This is a genomic window from Lentzea sp. NPDC051213 (assembly GCF_044455585.1).
Lineage (GTDB): Bacteria > Actinomycetota > Actinomycetes > Mycobacteriales > Pseudonocardiaceae > Lentzea.
Map to the genome: position 1 here is coordinate 322165 of NZ_JBITEX010000004.1, position 17556 is coordinate 339720.

Genomic DNA, 17556 nt, shown 5'->3' on the forward strand with positions numbered 1-17556 from the left:
AAGGACATCACCAACGCTGGCTCGCCATCGGCTGGTTGGTGGTGTGCGCGTACGGCGCGGCCTTCCTCTTGCTGTTCTGGGAAGGCCATGGCCCCAGAGGCAGCGCCGTCGCCACCGCGTCGGACATCCGCTGCGACCGCAACTGGCTACTCCTCGGCACCCGTTGGAGCTGCAGTTCCACCGTCACCGACAACGGGGTGAAGTACCGCTTCACCAGTGACTCCTCCCTTCTGACGCCCGCCGACACCTCCGTTCCCATGCAACGCCTTTCTCCACACGAGTTCGCCCCGGCACGCGCCTCGTTCACCCCCGCCCCTTGGCCCACCATGGGCGCTGTCGCCCTCATCGCGATCGGCCTCGTCGGTGCAGGCGTCCTGTGGCAGAACAGCCTCACCCGCCGCCCGGAACCACGAACCGAGACGCGCCGCCTGCGTTCTCAAGCGCCCTGGTACGTCGGCGCGGGCCTTCTCGCCTTCGTAGCCGCGAACTTCACCTACGGCCTGTTCATCGCCGCCCGTGCAGACTTCTGGCCGCGGCAAACGGAAGGCAGCGGTGTGGCAACGTCCTGTGACCGCGACTGGCGCTACCTCGGCGCGACGTGGCGCTGCAACGTCGACATCACCGCGGAATCCAAGCTCAGCCAGGAGATGGACCACTCCCAGTTCACCGAGGCGGACATCGGGCACCCGAAGGCGGTCACGTTCACCGGCTTGAGGTGGGAAACCGTCGACCAGCCCGACGAGCACCGCTTCGCCAAGGCGTTGCTGATCCTCTTGATGGCAGGCGGCGTCGCGTTGAGCGCCAAACCGCTGTTCGACCTGGCGCGGGCCCGAGACCTGGAGGCCCCCGGCCTGCCGCGCCGACACCTCCCTCTCCGGGCCCCCTGACCGTTCGGCACCGAGCCTGGCAGACACCGGTCGCGGGCTGAGTTCGTACTCACCACGAGAAGAGACGATGAGCCCGAAACCCCACCACACACCTGGCCACCTGATTGCCGTGCTGACGACCGCCGCCGTAGTGCTCGCCAGCGGCTGCAGCGCCCCCACCGTCCAGCAGTACCCGACGTCCCCGTCGAGCAGCGCACCTCAGACGACTCTCAAGTACAACCTGGACACCTTCACGACTTGTGCCGAAATCCAGCAGAAGGTGCCTGACCTACCGCCGCCGTTGGCCCCTCAGGTCTCCAAGTCCGCAGCGAGGCTCGTCAGCACCTGCGAGTTCACGACCTCGGCCGGCGGACCGCACATCACCTTCCAGGTCCAGGCATTCGGCAACGAGGAGACCTCCACCGGGTTCCACTCCGGAACCGAACTCGCGAAGACCGCCTTCACCTCCACCGTGCCGTCAGGCACCGAGAAGGACACCGAGGTCGACCTCGGCTCAGAAGCCCGCTGGCCGGATCTCGGGGCGGGCGCCGGCTGCAGACTGGAAGTTCTCGACGACAACGCGGTGATGCTGTTCACCTACGTTTCCGGCAAGAAGGACAACGCCCCACGCAGCGAGCAGTGTCGCGAAAGTGCACGCGACGTCTCGAAAAAGCTCTTCGCAGCCGTTCAGCCGAAGTGATCGGCTGAGTCACGGGTCCCGCGTTCCAGCAAGGAACACGGGACCCGAAAGCAATCAGCGTGTGCGCCGAACCACCGCCGGCACCAAGTCACCCTGCCGAGCCACACCAACAGCCCACAAAGCCCCACCACCAGGCACAGTGGAGAACCCGCGGACAACCACATCCGGTGCAGGAACCCGCACCCAACTCCGCAACCGGGGTTCCCAGCGCAGAGCAATGCCGACAGAACCCTTGCCACCGACGGCCCACACCTCGCCAGTACCAGTCCGGCCAACCGCGCGCAGGCGACCGTCAAACACGGCAGGCGTCCGCACAACAGTCCACTTGCGACCATCCCAGCGCATGGAGAACGGCAGATCGCCGCCATCTGAGTAACTGCCACCAACAGCCCAAACATCGTTAGGCCCAACCGCAGTCACACCAGAGAGCCAAGTAGGCCGATCCGGCACCGTAGGCGTCGAAACGTGCTGCCACGAGGTGCCATCCCAATGCAGCGTCAACGGCCGTTGCGCGCCACCATCAACGAACAGACTGCCGGTGGCCCATACATCGTTGGGCCCCACGACAGCCAGCCCGGTGAGCTCGCCAATCCCCAATGCGGGAAGCGATTCGAACTGCCAGCCCGTGCCGTTCCACGTCTGAACAGCAGGCACCCCGTCCTTGATCGACCGCGTCGTCTGGCGTCCGGCGATCCACACCTTGTCGCCGGACGAGGCGATGGCGTCGGGAACCATCCGGCCGGCAGGGGTCGATCCCAGCGGGTACTGGGTCCAGGCAGCGCCGTCCCAATGGGCAGAGGCCGCGCCGATGATCCAGATGTCGGACGACGAACGGGCCTCCACCGCAGCCGCGAAGCTGCCCGTGGGGAGCAGGGAATGCTGGGTCCAGGCCACCCCGTCCCACTTCAAAGCCACCTGCTCGACCTCGGAGAGGCCGGTGAGCCGGTAGCCGACGGCGTAGGCCTCCTTGTCGGTCAACGCGTCGACCGCCAGGATGTCGCCGTGGTCGACCGGAACAGAGGTGGGCGACCAGGTCTGGGGCGCCGCCGAGACGGTGACGGCACCGAGCAGGGTCAGGCCGAGGGTGGCCGCGAGCAAACGTTTCATACCGGGTCCACCGCCGTCTTGATGACGAAGTCGAATCGAGCCGAGTAGCCGCCGCCTGCGGAGGTGAGCGCGACGGTGCAGGCGCGGTTGATGAGGTTGTCGGTCGCGTTCAACGTGGCGAAGTCGCGGCCGTAGGCCTGGGTGTCGTCGGGGAAGTAGAGCTGGGTGAGCAGGATCGGGCCGTTGGGCGCCTGCACCTGGGTGTGGATGTGCGGGGCGCGGCGGCCCCAGCGGCCGTAGTAGTCGCGGGGGACGATCGTCTCCAGGCGGTAGGAGCCGTCGGTCGCGGTGAACTGGTGTCCCCGCAACGTGAAGCCGTTGATGTCGTAGTCACCGTTCTGGTCGCATTGCCAGAACTCGATCAGCGCGCCGGACACGACGGTGCAGTCCGGGGCGTAGACGATGCCGCGCAGGTCCAGCCGGACACCGTTGATGCCGGGGGTGACGAGGTTGGTCCGGCGTGGTGACTCTGGCTTGTACAGCGGGCCTTCCACGGAGGCAGGGGTTTCGTGACCCGAGCACGCCGGCGTGACGGGCAGCGGGCCCGGTCCCGGCACGATCGGCTGGGTCGCCGATGCCGGTACGGCGGCGGCCACGCTGCTCGCGGCGATTGCCGCTGTGACGCCGAGTGCGCCGGTCTTGATGAACGCGCGCCTCGAGTTGGTCTCTCGCACGGTTTCTCCGGATGAGGTGGGATGCAATCAGTTCCGGTGCCCATGCTGGAGATCTCGACCGGCCCTCACATCCGTCGCATGGTCACCGGTCGGCGCCGTAACGAAACTCGCCAGCCACAGCGCGATCTGGGTGCGGGTGCGCACGCCGAGCTTGTCGCGCACGTGGTTGAGGTGGAACGCGACGGTCCTCGCGGACAGCCGCAGCCTGCCGGCGATCTGCTTGTTGGTCAGGCCTTCCGCGACCATGGTGGTGATCTCCAGTTCGCGCGGTGTCAACGGGTGCTCGGTCCGCGTGCACTTCGCCGCGTAGACGACCAGCCGGTCCCACGGCAGCCTGCGACCGGACTCGGACAGTTCCTCGGCTTTCGCCTTGCTCACCGCACCGGCCGAGCGGCCGAGCGCGTCGTCGATGCGCCGCTGCCAGTCCGTCTCGGCCACGACCCCGGTGCGGCGCCTCATCTCTCCTGCCGCTGAGGACAACCGCAGCGCACGGGCGTGATCACCCCGGCGGGCCGCGACGATCGCCAGTGCCTCCACCGGATATGCGGCCTCGTGCCGGTCGCGCGGGGTTTCCCGCAGCACCTCGACGAACGCTTCCTCAGCGGCGTCGATCTCCCCCTTCATCAACCGCAGCGCGCCATGCGTGTGCAGCGCGGCCGTCCGCAGGCCGCACGGCCCCGTCTCGCGCAACGGCGTCAGGCATCGGGCCAGTTCCCGCTCCGCCTCGTCGATCTCGCCCGCGCAGAGCAGCGCCCACGCGAGGTTGTGCCTGAACCGCAGCACGTCGAGGTCGTCGTCGACCAGCGCGAGGCACTCGCGATAGGCGGCGATCGCGGACGGGAACTCCCCTTGGCACAGCAGGACGAACGCCCTGGCCTCCACGGCGTCGGCGAGCCCGGCCCGGTCGTTGCGGGCCCGCTCCGCCAGCACGGCCTGCTCCGCCAACCGGATCCCCTCGTCGCCGTCCGCCTGCATGCACGCCGCTCGCGCCGCCAACGCGTGCGCGTAACCGCCTTCGGCGCGGTCCAGCACGGCCGCGAGCAACGTCCGGCACGCGGTCAGCCGCCCCGCCCGGAACCACAGCCGCGCCAGCCCGATCGTCAGCAGCGGATGTCCGCGCGCGTGCTCCAGCGCCGCGACGAGGTTCTCCCGCTCCGACCACAGCCGCTGGACTGCGGCCGAGTCGAACGTCCTGTTCCGCAACGCGGTCACGAGCTCGGCCAGCCGGTCGACCGCCCGGTCTGCGGTCACCGCCGCCTCGCCTGCCGCCACGAGCAGTTCCCGCGCGAAGACCCTGATCACCCGCAACTGCCGGAACCGTCCCTCACCGGGCACCCGTTCGATCAACGACTTGGCGGCCAGCTCGCACACGATCTCCCCGACCCCGGTCAGCTCCGGGCAGAGCCGCTCGGCGGCAGCGATGTCGAATCCGCCGGGGAACACCGAGATCCGCCGGAACACCACCTGCTCCGGCACGGTCAGCAGCCGATGACTCCACTCGATCGTCGCCCTCAGCTCGCGATGACGCGGCGGCGCCGTCCGATGTCCGGCCGAGAGCAGGTCGTCCACCCCGGAAAGGATGTGCGTCAACGGCAACATGCCCGCCCGGCGCGCAGCCAGCTCGATCGCCAGCGGCAACCCGTCGACCTGCGCGCAGATCTCCCGCACCAGGTCGTGATCCGGCTGGAACTCGGGATCGGCGGCACGAGCCCGGTCAGCGAACAGCCGCGCGGAGTCGTCCTCCGGCAGTCCCCCGATCCGCAGCACGTGCTCGGCGGGCATCCGCAACGGTTCCCGGCTGGTCGCCAGCACGTGCAGCTCCGGGCAACGCCGCAGCAACGACTGCACGAGGTGCGCACACGAGTCGACGATGTGCTCGCAGTTGTCCAGCACGAGCAACGCCGGCCCGTCCCCGATCATCGCTACCAGCGAAGGCATGTCCAGCTCTGTCATCGACTCCAGCTCGGCCAGCAGTACCCGGCCACGATGCGCACCCGCGAAGTCCAGCGCGAGCCGCGTCTTCCCGACGCCACCCGGCCCGGCCAGTGTCACCAGCCGCGACGACCTGACCAGTGACTTCATTCTCGTCAGCTCACCGGTTCTGCCCACGAAACTGTCGAGGGCGATCGGCAGCGCCGACTCCTCCACCGGTGCCGTGGCGCTGCGCAGGCGGAAGGCGCGTTGGCGGCAGGCGTTCGAGCAGTAACGAGCCGGTCGTCCGCCCCGCACTGCCCTGACAACGATGTCAGCTTCGCAGAATTGGCACGTCATGCAGCTGAGGCTAGGGGCGTACGTCACCAAACGACCGAAATGCACAGCCGATCAACAGCTGCACCAGGAATCCACTACGAAAGATGGCCGTCCGTGGTCTCACCCAAACGAGGGATTCGCACCCGCTACGGTGGGCCGCGTGACGACGTTCCCCAGGGTGCCCGCGGACCTGTTCCGCTTCACCACGGCCGACCGCGCGGAGCTGCACACAGCGGTGCTCCAGGCGTTCGGCGTGGCGAACGAGCACCTGGAGACCGCTCTCACGCTCGACGACGTGCAACAGCGGTTGCGTGACGTCGGCTGGCCAGAGCAGACGACAGACGACGAGCTGGTCAGCGCCCTCACAAGCCTCCGCCACTGGGGACTGATCGACGCGACGCAGCACCGGTACGGGCTCACCAGGCTGGGCGAGGCGGCGCAGGCGGGCCTCCAGCACGCGATCCAGGCGCTGACCAGCAGCGGCGCCCTGCAGACCGCCGTGCTCGACGCGATCGCGGACCGCCTCGACGAGCTCTCCGGACAACAAGACGACCGGCGCACGTTCACCGCGTTGATGGAGCTCGAAGGCCACCTCGACGCGCTGCAGACCAACACCGTGCGGTTCAACAGCGAGCTGCAGCGACTGCTCCGCGACGACCAGGCCGACCTGGCCACGTTCCAGGACGTGAAGCGCACGACGATCACGTACCTCCGCGACTTCATCAGCGACCTGGACGCGCGCAACCAACGGATCCGCGCGGTGATCAGCAGCATCGACGCCACGGCCGTGCACGAACGCGCACACAACGGCGCCGACCTGTACCAAGACGACCTGTGGCTGCACCAAAGAACGGCCAAGTGGGACAGCCTCAAAGCCTGGTTCTACGACACCCCACCGCGAGTGGACGAGCTTCAGGACGTGGCGAGGAAAGCGATCGTGTCACTGCTGCGGGTCCTCGACCGGATCAGCGAACAACGACGACGCCCGACGAACACCGCGGCGGACTTCAAGGCGCTGGCCAGGTGGTTCGCCAGAACCGAGACCGAGGACGAGGCGCACGAGCTGTTCAACGCCGCGTTCGGACTGTGGCCGGCGCGGCACGCCCACCTCGCGCACGCCGACGGGGAGCTGATCCCGAGCGGCGAACCGTGGCACAACACGCCGCCGGTGCCGGTGTCGCCGCAACTTCGCAAAACCGGCAAGCAGGAGCACATCGGCAGCACCGGCAAGGTCCGCAACATCGACGACGTGCGCCGCAACCGCAGGGAACAGGCCCAGAAGGACCGCCTGGAACTCGAGCACGCGTGGGGGCAGATCCAGACGGACGGCCCGGTCCGGATCTCCACCCTCAAGCAGCTCGACCACGACACGTTCCACCGCCTGCTCGACCTGGTCGGGCGAGCGCTCGGCAGCGACCCGGACAGCACCGGTACCCGCACGGCCGGCACCAGCGACGGCCGGATGCAGATCAACCTGCGCAACGCCCGCGGGTGGGCGACCATCACCACCCAGAAGGGCACGCTGAGCGGACCCGACTACGTGATCGACGTGCAGAGCCGATGAGCAGGACCGGCAACCAGCTCGCCCGGCTGGAGAGCGAGGAGGTGGCGCGCGGTGTCCGGCTGCTGCTCGCGCGCCCATTGCTCGCCGCCGCGCACGACCCCGACGGCTTCGACCTCGTCCGGCGGCGCCGCGAACCGATCATGAAGTGGTTCGACTACTACTGCGGCTGGCGCGTGCACGTCGAACCGCGCGCCGGTTACGCACGCCTCGTCAAGACGTCGCAGCGGCCAGACCGCACACGCGCGCCAGAGCTCGACCGGCGGCGCTACACGTTGCTGTGCCTCGTGTGTGCGGAGCTGCTGGCCGTTCCGACGACCACCGCCGACGCGCTGGCCGAGCTCGTGAAGCAGGCCGCCGCGCTGGACGGCCTCCCGTCGTTCGACCCGAGCAGGCGCATCGACCGGTCCGCGTTCACCGACGTGCTGAGCTTCCTCGAACAGCAAGGCGCCATCGAGCACAACGAGTCGCACGTCCGCAGCGATCCGGTGGTCATCACCCGCCTGCTCGCCGCGCCGGTCTCACCCTCCACAGTGGACACCATCGAGGACCTCACCCGCGAGTCCCGGTACGACAACGCGCACCGCAGCCTGTGGCAGCGGCACTCCGTGATGCGCAGGCTCGTCGACGATCCCGTGGTCTACCGGGACGACCTGACCCCGAGCCAGCTCGGCTTCCTGACCTCCCCGAGCGGCCGCAAGATCGTCCAGACCGGCGTCGCGCTCGCCGGCTGCACGCTGGAGGAACGCGCGGAAGGCTTCCTCCTCGTCGACACCGACGCGATCGCCACGGACACGAGATTTCCGGACGACGACAGCCACGCGAAGGTAGCCGCGTTGCTGTTGCTCGACCGGCTGGCCAAGGGTCCTGCCCGGTTGGAGGACCTGGTCGACGAGACACGCGAGTTGCTCACCAGGTTCCGCACCTGGGCCAAGGCCTACCAGTCGGACGGTGGCGCGGGCAGGCTCGCGGCGGACGGGCTCGCGCTGCTGGAGGCGTTCGGGCTCGCACGCACGGAGAACGGCACCGTTCGCAGGCTGCCCGCGGCAGCCAGGTACGCGGTGGAGGAGCTGCATGACTGACCGGTGGCAACCCAGCCGCGCCGGGATCATCAACATCTGGCGCTACTACGACGAGATCTTCACGTTCCACCAGGGCAGACTGCTGCTCAGAGGCCCGAACGGCACGGGCAAGTCGAAGGCGCTCGAGCTGCTGCTGCCGTACCTCTTCGACGCGAACCTGCGGCCGCACCGGCTGTCCACGTTCGGCAGCGCGGACCGCACCATGCACTGGAACCTCATGGGCGAGGGCAACCAGGGCAGCACCCGCGTCGGCTACGTGTGGCTGGAGTTCCAGCAGGGCGAGCAGTGGTTCACCTGTGGCGCGCGGCTGCAGGCGACCACGAACACCAGCAACGTCACCGCGACGTACTTCACGACGTCCATGCGGGTCGGCGACCTGGCGCTGGTGAACGAGGCGGGCCGGCCGTTGACCCGCACGGATCTCGTTGCGGCGATTGGTGATCACGGCGTTGTGCACGCCTCACCGGCCGACTACCGCCGCACGGTGCGCACGACGTTGTTCCCCGGTGTCAGCGAGCAACGCTACGACTCGCTGATCACGGCACTTCTCCAGCTGCGCACGCCGAAGCTGTCCGAACGGCTCGACCCGAGCGTGCTGTCCTCGTTGCTGTCCAAGGCACTTCCGCCGCTGGACCAGTCGGACCTCACCGAGATCGCCGAGGGGTTCGAACGGCTCGACCGGCAACGTGAGGAGCTGCGACGGCTCGACGAGGAGATCACCACCGCGGAACGGCTCGCGGACGTGCAACGCACGTACGCCCAACGCGTGCTGGGCGCGGCTGCTCACACGTTGACGACTTCTTCGGAGCAGCTCGAAGACGTGACGCGGGCTGCCCGCATGAGCGAACGCAGGTACCAGCGCCAGGTCACGCTGACCGACGAGGCCTTCGAGCAGCTCGTGTCGCTGGGTCGCGAGGCGAGCGCGGTCGACGCCGAGATCGCCGGCATCTCCGATCTGCCCGCCTACCAGGAGGGCAAGCAGCTCGACCTGTTGCGGCAACAGCTCTCCACCGCGCGCCTTCGTGCCTCGGAGGCCGCTTCGCACGCCGCGAAGCTCCGTGCGCGCGCCGTCACGGACGACGACCACGCCTCCCAGGCCAAGACCGACGCGGCTGCGCGCGCCGACGAGGTGCGGCGCTCGGCGGTCGCGGCCGCCGAAGCCGCCGAAAGCGCCGGTATGCCGTCGGTGTACGAGGAGATCGACGCCGACACCGACGCACGGGCAGGCAGGCAGCTGCTCAGCGCAGCCGTGGATTCCCGGACCGCCGAGATCAGCGCGGACATGCGTGCCGTTGCGGCCTACGAGAGGGCTGTCGACGCACGCGACGCCGCGCGGCAACGGCTCGAGGAAACCCGTGAGGAGCTGGAACTCGCCACAACGGCAGAGATTTCGGCACAGCAGGCGTTCGAGCAAGCGTTTGCGCGCTTCGGTGCGGAGTTCGAGACGTGGGCGCACGGCTGCTCCGAGCTGGTCGTCTCCGAGCACGCCGAGGTCGTGGAGGCCGCCGCACTGGCCCGCGAGGAATTCAGCGGCATCGAGGCACGCCTGCACGAGACGCGTACGTCGTTGAACGGCCAACTCTCGCAGTACAACGCCATCCGCGAGAAGCTTGCCAACCAGGTCGATGTGCCCCCACCCGCCCCGTACGCGCGCGATCCCGAATATCGCTCCACAGCCGTGGGCGCGCCACTGTGGCGGTTGGTCGACTTCCGCCCCGGCACGCCACCCGCGATCTGCGCGGCGGTCGAAGCAGCCCTCGAAGCCTGCGGCCTGCTCGACGCCTGGCTCACGCCGGGCAACTCGTTCGGCCTCTCCGACCAGGACCGCTTCGCCGAACCGCTGCTAGCCACCCCGGCTCCCGGCCGGACGTTGCTAGAAGTGCTCGTCACCGACGACGACCGCGCACGGCGGTTCCTGGAAGGCGTCGCGTTCGGCGATACCGCCACCGGCCACACCGCCGCCATCGGCGCGGACGGAACGTGGCGCCTGGCGAACGCGCACGGCCGCTGGACGAAGCCGGAACCCTCCTACATCGGCGCAGTCGCCCGGAAACGCGCACGCGCGGGCCGCATCGCCGAGCTCACCGGCCAGATCGAGCAGCTGGCCACCGACCTGGCCGGCGTGGACGCCGCGCTGTCCCAGATCGCCGTGCGCCGCGCGACCCTGGCGGGCGAACTGGCGCGGCGTCCCCAGACCGACCCGGTCGAGATCGCCGAGGAACAGCGCACCAAAGCCCAACTGCGTTGCGCGGCAAGGAAAGACGCCGTGGCGGCAGCGTCCCAGCGCCTCTCCGAAGCCGAGGCCGCGGTCCGCGCGCTCAACCCCGGCAGCACCAAGTCGAGCCTGGAAACGGTGTCTGCGTTCAGCACCGCGGGCCACCGCTGGCTGGACGACCGCCTCGACGCCGTCGCGGCCGAAGCGATCTCAGCCGACGCCACGAGCAGGGCCGCGGTGAGCAGCTCCCTGGCCGACGAAGCCGAGGAGACCGCCGCCGCCCGCCAGCAGGACGCCGCCGACCTGGCCATCACGCTGGAAACCGTCGAACGCGCCGCGGGCTCCGAGTTCCAGGCCCTGGACCAGCAGCTGATCACGTTGCGCACCAAGGCAGCCGAACTGGCCGAGCAGCGGGACATCTTGCAGGACAAGCAAACTTCCCTGGCGCGCACCCTCGGCACGTTGGAGGAAAAGCGCAAAGTAGACGCCGCACGCGTCACGGAAGCCACGGCCCTGCACGACACAGCCGAGGCCAGGCACCGTCACCTAACCAGCGGCCACCTGCCCGCCGACGCCGTCGACGTGCCGGAAGGCCCTGTCGACGCGAGGCTGATCCGTGACGCGGAGGCCCGTCTAGGCGTGAGCGTCCATGAGGCGCAACAACAACTAGCCGGCCGCATAGACCTGTCCCTGGACCCGGACGACGACATCACCCTCTTCACCGCAACACTCGACGGCACGCGCATGGGCGCTCAGGCCCTGCTGCACGCGTTGCAGACAGAACGCGACCGCGTGCGCACACACATCACCGACGGCGAACGGGAACTCTTCGACCAAACCCTCACCGGCGACACCCGCAGGCACATCGGCCAACGCATCCAGGGCGCCGCCGAGCTGGTCGACACCATGAACCAGCGCCTGGAGCGCGTCCAGACCGCCTCCAACATCCGCGTGCAACTCGTCTGGCAGGTAGACCCCCAACTACCGCCCGGCACGCAGGAGGCCCGCGACCTCCTGCTGCGTTCGGACCTCGACGCCTCGGAACACTCGGTCCTGCACCAGTTCTTCCGCGAGCGCGTGGAAGAAGCCCGCGCACACGACACCGCAACGGGCTGGGAACAACAACTGGCCCAGGTCCTCGACTACACGACCTGGCACCAGTTCGTCGTGAAGGTGGACCGCGGCGACGGCTGGGTCCCGGTGACCAAGCGAGTCCACGGAGCCCTGTCCGGCGGCGAAAAGGCCATCGTGCTGCACCTCCCGCTGTTCGCCGCAGCCGCCGCCCACTACCAGGCGACCCCGACCGCACCCCGCATGATCCTGCTGGATGAGGTCTTCGTCGGCGTCGACGCCACGAACCGCGGCCAGCTGCTGGAGCTGCTCGTCGCTTTCGACCTGGACCTGGTTCTCACGTCGGACCACGAGTGGTGCGACTACCGGGAGTTGACCGGGATCGCGATCCACCAGCTCACCACTGGTACGGATGGCGACGATGCGGTGACTACGGTGCGCTTCACGTGGGACGGGCACAGCTTGCAGGCGGACGACTAGGTGCCGCGTCGCTGATGCATTGCGGGGTGATCTGCCATCGCATCGGTGCCGGCGCTGAGCCACTGTGGCGGCAGTGCACCCAGCTCCCCAAATTCCTGTCGCAGGTAGGTTCGGCGCTCGGCCACGACAGTGGTTTCACGCCAGCGCTGGATCATCCACCGCACCAGACGGCACACCTGCAGCACGCCGGCCGCAGCACCTGGGTCGAACGAAGGAGTCCGCAACCGTGCACATCGGTACAGCTCCTCCTCTGTTCTGGGCAACGGATCGGGGAGGTCGACAAGCCACTCCAGCGGCGATATCGCCTTGTTTTCAGCTCGTTGTTCTTCGACCCGTTTGAGACAGTCGGCCCGGATGTCAACGATCTCCGCCAGCGCGTCGCGAATCGTCGTCATCACCCAACGTCGGGCGGGAGTGCCCGCAACCGCTTCGAGCCTGCGTACCAGATCCAAGGATGGCGCCCAGTCGATCAGCAACCGATCCGCGCACAACTCGACCAACCGGCGCGCCACGGCCGGGTCGGTGAATGCCTCGTTCGCCTGCACTATCCACGCACCTGTGTTCACGCCGTCCGCATCGATGTGCCACAACGCCAACACGTCCTCGCTGTCTGTGACAACGTGGTGCAACACGAAGTGGCCGATCATCGTGCGCTACCCGTCAGGTCTCCGAGCAGCCCGGCGAACAGATCCTCGGACACGATCGGAATGCCGTACGTTCGTGCCTTGCCCGCTTTTCCCGACATGGAATGCGGATCCGCCGCGACCACCAGGCGGGTGCGTTTGGTGACGCCACCCGTGACGTCGAGCCCTGCCGACTGTGCCCTGCTCTCCCACACATCGCGCGGCTCACGCATCTGTCCGGTGAAGACGACCCGATCACCAGAAGAAAGCCGGAACCGGCGTTCACCGCCCAGCACATCGGCCACTTCCCGCTGTCCCAAGCCGAGAAGGGAAGCCACCAGTCTCAGATCGGCCTCTTCTTCACCCGACACCAGGCCGTCCTCCCACGCCGCCTCTGCCAGCGCTGTGAGGTAGCCGCGGTGCAACTCCATGACCTCTGGCAGGCCCAGATCGAGTTCACGAGCCACGTCCAGCAACTCGTCCTGTTCGTCAAGCGAGAGTTGACGATCGACCAGAGCACGGTCCAGCACATCGAGGTAGTCGTCCGCCCGCGGCGTCTTCACGCGCGGCAACAGCCCCACGAGCTTCGCCAGGAAGTGCTGCTCCTGCCCGCCGATAGAACTGCGTTGCACTGCAAAAGCTTTCGCGTGATGTCCGGTCAGGCTCACCCGCAGCGGTTCCACTCGGCCGACGAAGTCGAGGCATCGCGACAGGAGACCCGCCGACGCTCTCGCGTCGTGCAACGCCGAGTGTGCGGTTCCGAAAGGCACTCCGGCAGTCTCGCAACATGCGGCGAGCGATCGGACCCTAGCGCCCAGGTACCTGCCAGCCAGCTCCATCGTGCACAGTCCCGCAGAGAACTCGAGATCGTGCCCGAGCCGTGCGTATTCGGCCCGCAGGAAACGCAGGTCGAACGAGAGGTTGTGGGCGACCAGGACCCGGCCGGTCAAGCGCTCCGCGAGCTCTCTCGCGATATCGCCGAAGTCAGGAGCGAGACGGACTTCCGCCGCACTGATGCCGTGGATGTGCTGAGGACCGAGGTCCCGATGAGGGTTGACCAGGGTGCACCACTCGTCGACTCGGTGACCCGCCGAGTCGAGGTGGACCACCGCGATCTCGATCACTCGATGGTTGTAGCCAGGCGACAACCCCGTCGTCTCGACGTCTACTACCGCATACCCGTTGCCCATCGGGACCTCCTCGGCAGGCGCGTATGCCGGGCATGTCGTTTGAACTGGTGTCCGGTGTTATCGACGACTCGAGAGGTCATCCGGAAGGACTAACGCACTGGCAAGCTCAACCCGAGTAGCAATCCCGAGCTTCGCGTACGCGTTCGAAAGGTGGTTGTCGACCGTCCGCACCGAGATCACCAACGACTCGGCGATCTCCTTGTTCGTCAACCCCCGAGCAGTCAGCACCGCGATCTCCCGCTCCCGCCGGGTGAGCGTCGCAGCCGTCATAGCCGCCAGCGCAGGAGTGCGCGCACCCTGACAGTGCGCAACCAACCGCCCGAACAACGCACGATTACCAGACGCAGCAGCAGCTTCGGCCGCGTGCAACATCAGCCCCGCCTCCTCGAACCGCGAAGCCACCGCGACAAGTGCAACAGAGTCGTTGCGCACCAACGCATCCGCGTGCGCGAAATAGATCGGCACGAGCAGCCCGGTAGTCGTCTCGGCGAGCTCACGCAGCCGGTCGACAGCCTTCAAAGCCTGTCCGAGCCGCACCGCCTCATGCAGCAACACGGCCTCAGTGGCGTACTCACCGCGCGAGCGGACATCAGCGGCCGCGTCGAACGGCGACGCACCACCCACCCAGATCCGCGCGAGCCACAACCAGCTGCGATGCGGCACCTGCCCCTCTGGCACCAGCTTCTCCGCCTGCGCGAGCAGCTCCCGCGCATCGTTGCCCAGCATCGCCTCCACGTACGCGAGCGTGCACAGCAGCGCGAACGGGCGTGCGGGTCGCGTCTCGCGCAACAGCCGTTGCGCCTCCTCCAGCCGGCCCAACTGACACGCCAGCGCGCCCCTGACCAACCCCCACGACGAACGCATCGTGTCCCACTCGGCCTTTGCCCGATGCGCTTGCACGGCAACACGTTCCGCACCGCGCAGATCGCCGTGCATCGCGAGCACGAACGCCTTGGCAGAGGTGATCGACTCGCCGCTGAGCGGCAGCTCCGGGCGCGGCGGGACGTCCGGCCACGGTCCGACGTACCGGCCCTGCACCACGTCGATCAGCGCCAGGATCGCGGCTTCCTCGGGTTCAGCGCCGGTGAGCACCGCGCGGGCCTCGTCGTACTTGCCCGCGTCGAACAGGAGGTTGGCCTGCACAGCGTGCGCCTCGACCATGGAGGCCGCTTCCGCACTGCGCCCGAGCGCCCACCCGAGGTTCATCGCGCGAACGGCGCGCACCTCCATCGGGTCGTCGTCCGTGGCGACCATCGCGAAGACCTCTTCGGCCTCCTCCGGGCGATCGGTGAAGACCAGCACCTCCGCCAACAAACGTCCGGCTTCCACACCACCACCGACCGCCCATGCCGCTCGTGCAAGCCGTTCTGCCAGAACGACACCACCGGTCGCACACGCCAGACGCGTCGCCGTTATCAGCAGCGCGGGGTCGTCCGCCGTACCGCTGTCGAGCCGTAGCACGGCGACACGAAGCGGATCCTCCAACACAGAAGCCAAGTACCGCTGATGGTTGCGCTTGCGCAGAGGAGGGCATTGCGCGCGCAACACCTCGCCGTACAACGGATGCGCGAGCCGCAGTCCCTCCGGAGTCACGGCGACGAGCCCGTCCAACTCCTCCGACGCGGCCAGGTCGAGCGGCTCACCGAACGCGAGCAGCTCCAGCACCCGTCGCTGATCATCCGGTACCGCCGCGAGATGGGCCTCGATCAGCTCGACCAACCGCGGCGAGAGGGGCAGCGGTCCGTCCAACGACCAGATGCCATCGCGTTCCACCCACCGCGCCGCGAAGTGCATCTCTCGCAACAGCAACATGTTGCCGGCACAGGCCGTCCACAGCCGATCCGCCGAAATGCTCTCCACCGCGCCACCCAGCACCGCGGACAACACCGACGTCACCTCGGCACGTCCGAGCGGATCCAGCTCGATGCGCGGCAGCAGTTCGTCCTTCCACAGCGCGACCACGGGATCCGGCGCGCGTTCGCCCGATCGCAGCGTCGCCACGACTACAGCTTCTCGGTGCTGCACAAGGAGATGGAGCAACGCAGCAGACGCGTCGTCAAGCAGATGCAGGTCATCGACAACGACGACACGACCACCCATGGCGACTCGTGCGGCGTTCAACATGGCCAACGGCGAGAGGTCGACCGGCGGCAAGAAGGGCGCCATCACGCCCAACGGAATGGCCGACAAAGCCGCCGTGGCACGCAAACGAACGTCGCACGCCACCTCGTCCAACAGCCGTGTCTTGCCCACGCCCGCAGGCCCCGCCACGATCAGCCCGGCACCGCGCACCGCACGCCGGACCGCGGCGAGTTCGGCGTCCCTCCCCACGAACGGCCACCCCACACCGCCAGGCTAGGTGATCCGCGGACGAAAGTTGGGTGATCGCCCACTCAGGTGCCTGAACAGCGCAAACCCGATGCTCGACGGCATGAGCCTCTTCGCAGACCCGACCCCGTACTTCGACGAGTGGCGCGAGCAGGGACCGGCCGAGATCGAGACGCCGGACGGGCAGCGCACGTGGATGATCAGCCGCTACGACGACGTCGTGCAGGCCCTCAGTCATCCCGGCCTCAGCAGCGCGGTAATGCCCGGCGGCATGCTTAACCACCTCGACCCACCCGAGCACACCGAGCTTCGCAAACCCATCGCGCGCGTTCTCCGCACGGCGCATGGAAGCGCTACGGCCGCGCATCGAGCGGATCGCCAACGACCTGCTCGACGCGTGGGAGACCGAGGACGAGGTCGACGTGATCGACACGTTCGCGTACCCGCTGCCGATCACGGTGATCTGCGAGCTGCTGGGCGTACCGGAGCAGGACCGGGCAGACCTCAGAGCGCTCAGCGCCGCGCTGATGGTCCCGGAGACCACGGCCGAGGCGTTCGGCGGTCTCACCACGTGGACGCAGCACCTCGTGGACACCAAGGAGCCCGGTGACGACGTCATCACCGAGCTCCGCCACGAACCGAACATCGTGAGCACGATTGTGTTGCTCATCACAGCAGGCCATGAGACGACCGTGCAGCTCATCGGCAGCGGACTGCTCGCGTTGCTGCGCGATCCCGCGATGAAGCGGGTGTTGGCCGACAACCCGATCCTGCTCCCGGAGGCCGTGGACGAACTCCTGCGCTACGACGGACCGTTCAGCCTGGGCCTGGCTCGAACCGCCACCACCGACGTGGTGATCGGAGGGGTCACGATTCCGCGTAGTTCGTCCATCACCGTCTCACTTGGAGCAGCGAACCGGGATCCGTCCCGGTATCCGAATCCGGACGCGCTGCAGCTGGGTCGAGACCCACACGTCGCCTTCGGGCACGGGATCCACTACTGCGTGGGTGCGAGGCTGGCCCGCATCGAGGGTGAGATCGCTTTCGAGACGCTCCTGAGGCGTTTCCCGGAACTCGTGCTCGCCGATGAGCCCGAGTGGAGGGTGGGATTCATCCGAGGCTTGGCATCATTTCGCGTGCGACCGAAGCCTTGACGGCGGCACGGGCGGCCGACAGGTCGTCGACCGCGTAAATCTCCGGGCAAGAGGCGATGATGAGGTCCTTGTCTGACGCGACAGTCAACAAAGATTGTTTCTCGGTCAACGACTTGGCTTGCCGGACAACTCCCTTGGCGTCGACGCGGATCAACGTGACCCACGTCTCTGACCAGGGAAAGTCCGCGACGGCGCTGGATTTACGCAGGCCTTCCACGTCGAACTCGGCAAATCTGGGCATGACACCAAGATAAC

Annotated in this window: 15 protein-coding genes and 1 pseudogene; 7 read left to right on the forward strand and 9 right to left on the reverse strand. The window is 68.0% G+C overall.

Annotation, left to right across the window (positions count from 1 at the left end; translation table 11 throughout):
• Window positions 1-7: 7 nt before the first annotated feature.
• Complete coding sequence (locus tag ACIA8G_RS19710) at window positions 8-259, reverse strand: hypothetical protein (protein ID WP_396420001.1); 252 nt, start codon at window positions 257-259, stop codon at window positions 8-10.
• Window positions 260-326: 67 nt separating this feature from the next.
• Between ACIA8G_RS19710 and ACIA8G_RS19715 the strand changes: the two genes are divergently transcribed.
• Both ACIA8G_RS19715 and ACIA8G_RS19720 read left to right on the forward strand, forming a co-directional pair.
• Window positions 327-887, forward strand: a complete 561-nt coding sequence (locus ACIA8G_RS19715) for a hypothetical protein (protein WP_396420002.1) — start codon at window positions 327-329, stop codon at window positions 885-887.
• Between the two features lie 67 nt (window positions 888-954).
• Window positions 955-1566 (forward strand): hypothetical protein, encoded by a 612-nt coding sequence (locus ACIA8G_RS19720; protein WP_396420003.1) that lies wholly within the window; start codon window positions 955-957, stop codon window positions 1564-1566.
• A gap of 54 nt (window positions 1567-1620) precedes the next feature.
• Here ACIA8G_RS19720 and ACIA8G_RS19725 read toward each other — a convergent pair whose 3' ends face one another.
• The 3 genes from ACIA8G_RS19725 to ACIA8G_RS19735 are packed head-to-tail and all read right to left on the reverse strand — an operon-like array spanning window position 1621 to window position 5429.
• Window positions 1621-2673 (reverse strand): hypothetical protein, encoded by a 1053-nt coding sequence (locus ACIA8G_RS19725; protein ID WP_396420004.1) that lies wholly within the window; start codon window positions 2671-2673, stop codon window positions 1621-1623.
• Entirely contained in the window at window positions 2670-3347 is a 678-nt protein-coding gene (locus ACIA8G_RS19730; RefSeq protein WP_396420005.1) for a dioxygenase, read from the reverse strand. Before ACIA8G_RS19730 ends, ACIA8G_RS19725 begins: the two co-directional genes overlap by 4 nt.
• A gap of 27 nt (window positions 3348-3374) precedes the next feature.
• Window positions 3375-5429, reverse strand: coding sequence for an ATP-binding protein (locus tag ACIA8G_RS19735; RefSeq protein WP_396420006.1), 2055 nt, complete (start codon window positions 5427-5429; stop codon window positions 3375-3377).
• A 328-nt stretch (window positions 5430-5757) separates the two neighbouring features.
• On the opposite strand from ACIA8G_RS19735, the gene ACIA8G_RS19740 reads away from it, so the two are divergent.
• From ACIA8G_RS19740 to ACIA8G_RS19750, 3 genes are read left to right on the forward strand one after another with little or no spacing between them, the layout of a single operon-like run.
• A complete protein-coding gene (locus tag ACIA8G_RS19740) occupies window positions 5758-7161 on the forward strand; it encodes a TIGR02677 family protein (protein WP_396420007.1) in 1404 nt (467 codons plus the stop codon).
• Window positions 7158-8240, forward strand: coding sequence for a TIGR02678 family protein (locus tag ACIA8G_RS19745; RefSeq protein WP_396420008.1), 1083 nt, complete (start codon window positions 7158-7160; stop codon window positions 8238-8240). Before ACIA8G_RS19740 ends, ACIA8G_RS19745 begins: the two co-directional genes overlap by 4 nt.
• Window positions 8233-12006 (forward strand): TIGR02680 family protein, encoded by a 3774-nt coding sequence (locus ACIA8G_RS19750; RefSeq protein WP_396420009.1) that lies wholly within the window; start codon window positions 8233-8235, stop codon window positions 12004-12006. The genes ACIA8G_RS19745 and ACIA8G_RS19750 overlap by 8 nt, the downstream gene beginning before the upstream one ends.
• Here the strand turns inward: ACIA8G_RS19750 and ACIA8G_RS19755 are convergent.
• From ACIA8G_RS19755 to ACIA8G_RS19770, 4 genes and pseudogenes are all read right to left on the reverse strand, one after another.
• On the reverse strand, window positions 12003-12653 hold the full coding sequence (locus ACIA8G_RS19755; protein WP_396420010.1) for a DUF6218 family protein: 651 nt from the start codon (window positions 12651-12653) through the stop codon (window positions 12003-12005). The genes ACIA8G_RS19750 and ACIA8G_RS19755 overlap by 4 nt on opposite strands.
• Entirely contained in the window at window positions 12650-13312 is a 663-nt protein-coding gene (locus ACIA8G_RS19760) for a BRCT domain-containing protein (RefSeq protein ID WP_396420548.1), read from the reverse strand. Before ACIA8G_RS19760 ends, ACIA8G_RS19755 begins: the two co-directional genes overlap by 4 nt.
• 42 nt (window positions 13313-13354) lie before the next feature.
• A pseudogene (locus ACIA8G_RS19765) lies at window positions 13355-13819 on the reverse strand (exonuclease domain-containing protein); the annotation flags it as partial.
• Between the two features lie 57 nt (window positions 13820-13876).
• Window positions 13877-15820 carry a LuxR C-terminal-related transcriptional regulator gene (locus tag ACIA8G_RS19770; protein WP_396420011.1) on the reverse strand — a complete coding sequence of 648 codons (1944 nt, stop codon included), beginning with the start codon at window positions 15818-15820 and terminating at the stop codon, window positions 13877-13879.
• 97 nt (window positions 15821-15917) lie between these two features.
• On the opposite strand from ACIA8G_RS19770, the gene ACIA8G_RS19775 reads away from it, so the two are divergent.
• Complete coding sequence (locus ACIA8G_RS19775) at window positions 15918-16178, forward strand: hypothetical protein (RefSeq protein WP_396420012.1); 261 nt, start codon at window positions 15918-15920, stop codon at window positions 16176-16178.
• A gap of 313 nt (window positions 16179-16491) precedes the next feature.
• Entirely contained in the window at window positions 16492-17301 is an 810-nt protein-coding gene (locus ACIA8G_RS19780) for a cytochrome P450 (protein ID WP_396420013.1), read from the forward strand.
• On the opposite strand, the gene ACIA8G_RS19785 is transcribed toward ACIA8G_RS19780, so the two are convergent.
• Window positions 17258-17542: a hypothetical protein gene (locus ACIA8G_RS19785; protein ID WP_396420014.1), complete on the reverse strand. Its 285-nt coding sequence runs from the start codon at window positions 17540-17542 to the stop codon at window positions 17258-17260. The genes ACIA8G_RS19780 and ACIA8G_RS19785 overlap by 44 nt on opposite strands.
• Window positions 17543-17556: the final 14 nt, after the last annotated feature.

Bases quoted from the DNA above. Each gene is read 5' to 3' on its own strand.
- ACIA8G_RS19715 (WP_396420002.1), top strand. From the start codon at position 327: ATGGGCGCTGTCGCCCTCATCGCGATCGGCCTCGTCGGTGCAGGCGTC.
- ACIA8G_RS19720 (WP_396420003.1), top strand. From the start codon at position 955: ATGAGCCCGAAACCCCACCACACACCTGGCCACCTGATTGCCGTGCTG.
- ACIA8G_RS19785 (WP_396420014.1), bottom strand. From the start codon at position 17,542: ATGCCCAGATTTGCCGAGTTCGACGTGGAAGGCCTGCGTAAATCCAGC.
- ACIA8G_RS19775 (WP_396420012.1), top strand. From the start codon at position 15,918: ATGGCGACTCGTGCGGCGTTCAACATGGCCAACGGCGAGAGGTCGACC.
- ACIA8G_RS19725 (WP_396420004.1), bottom strand. From the start codon at position 2,673: ATGAAACGTTTGCTCGCGGCCACCCTCGGCCTGACCCTGCTCGGTGCC.
- ACIA8G_RS19710 (WP_396420001.1), bottom strand. From the start codon at position 259: ATGGGAACGGAGGTGTCGGCGGGCGTCAGAAGGGAGGAGTCACTGGTG.
- ACIA8G_RS19745 (WP_396420008.1), top strand. From the start codon at position 7,158: ATGAGCAGGACCGGCAACCAGCTCGCCCGGCTGGAGAGCGAGGAGGTG.
- ACIA8G_RS19780 (WP_396420013.1), top strand. From the start codon at position 16,492: ATGGAAGCGCTACGGCCGCGCATCGAGCGGATCGCCAACGACCTGCTC.
- ACIA8G_RS19750 (WP_396420009.1), top strand. From the start codon at position 8,233: ATGACTGACCGGTGGCAACCCAGCCGCGCCGGGATCATCAACATCTGG.
- ACIA8G_RS19735 (WP_396420006.1), bottom strand. From the start codon at position 5,429: ATGAAGTCACTGGTCAGGTCGTCGCGGCTGGTGACACTGGCCGGGCCG.
- ACIA8G_RS19755 (WP_396420010.1), bottom strand. From the start codon at position 12,653: ATGATCGGCCACTTCGTGTTGCACCACGTTGTCACAGACAGCGAGGAC.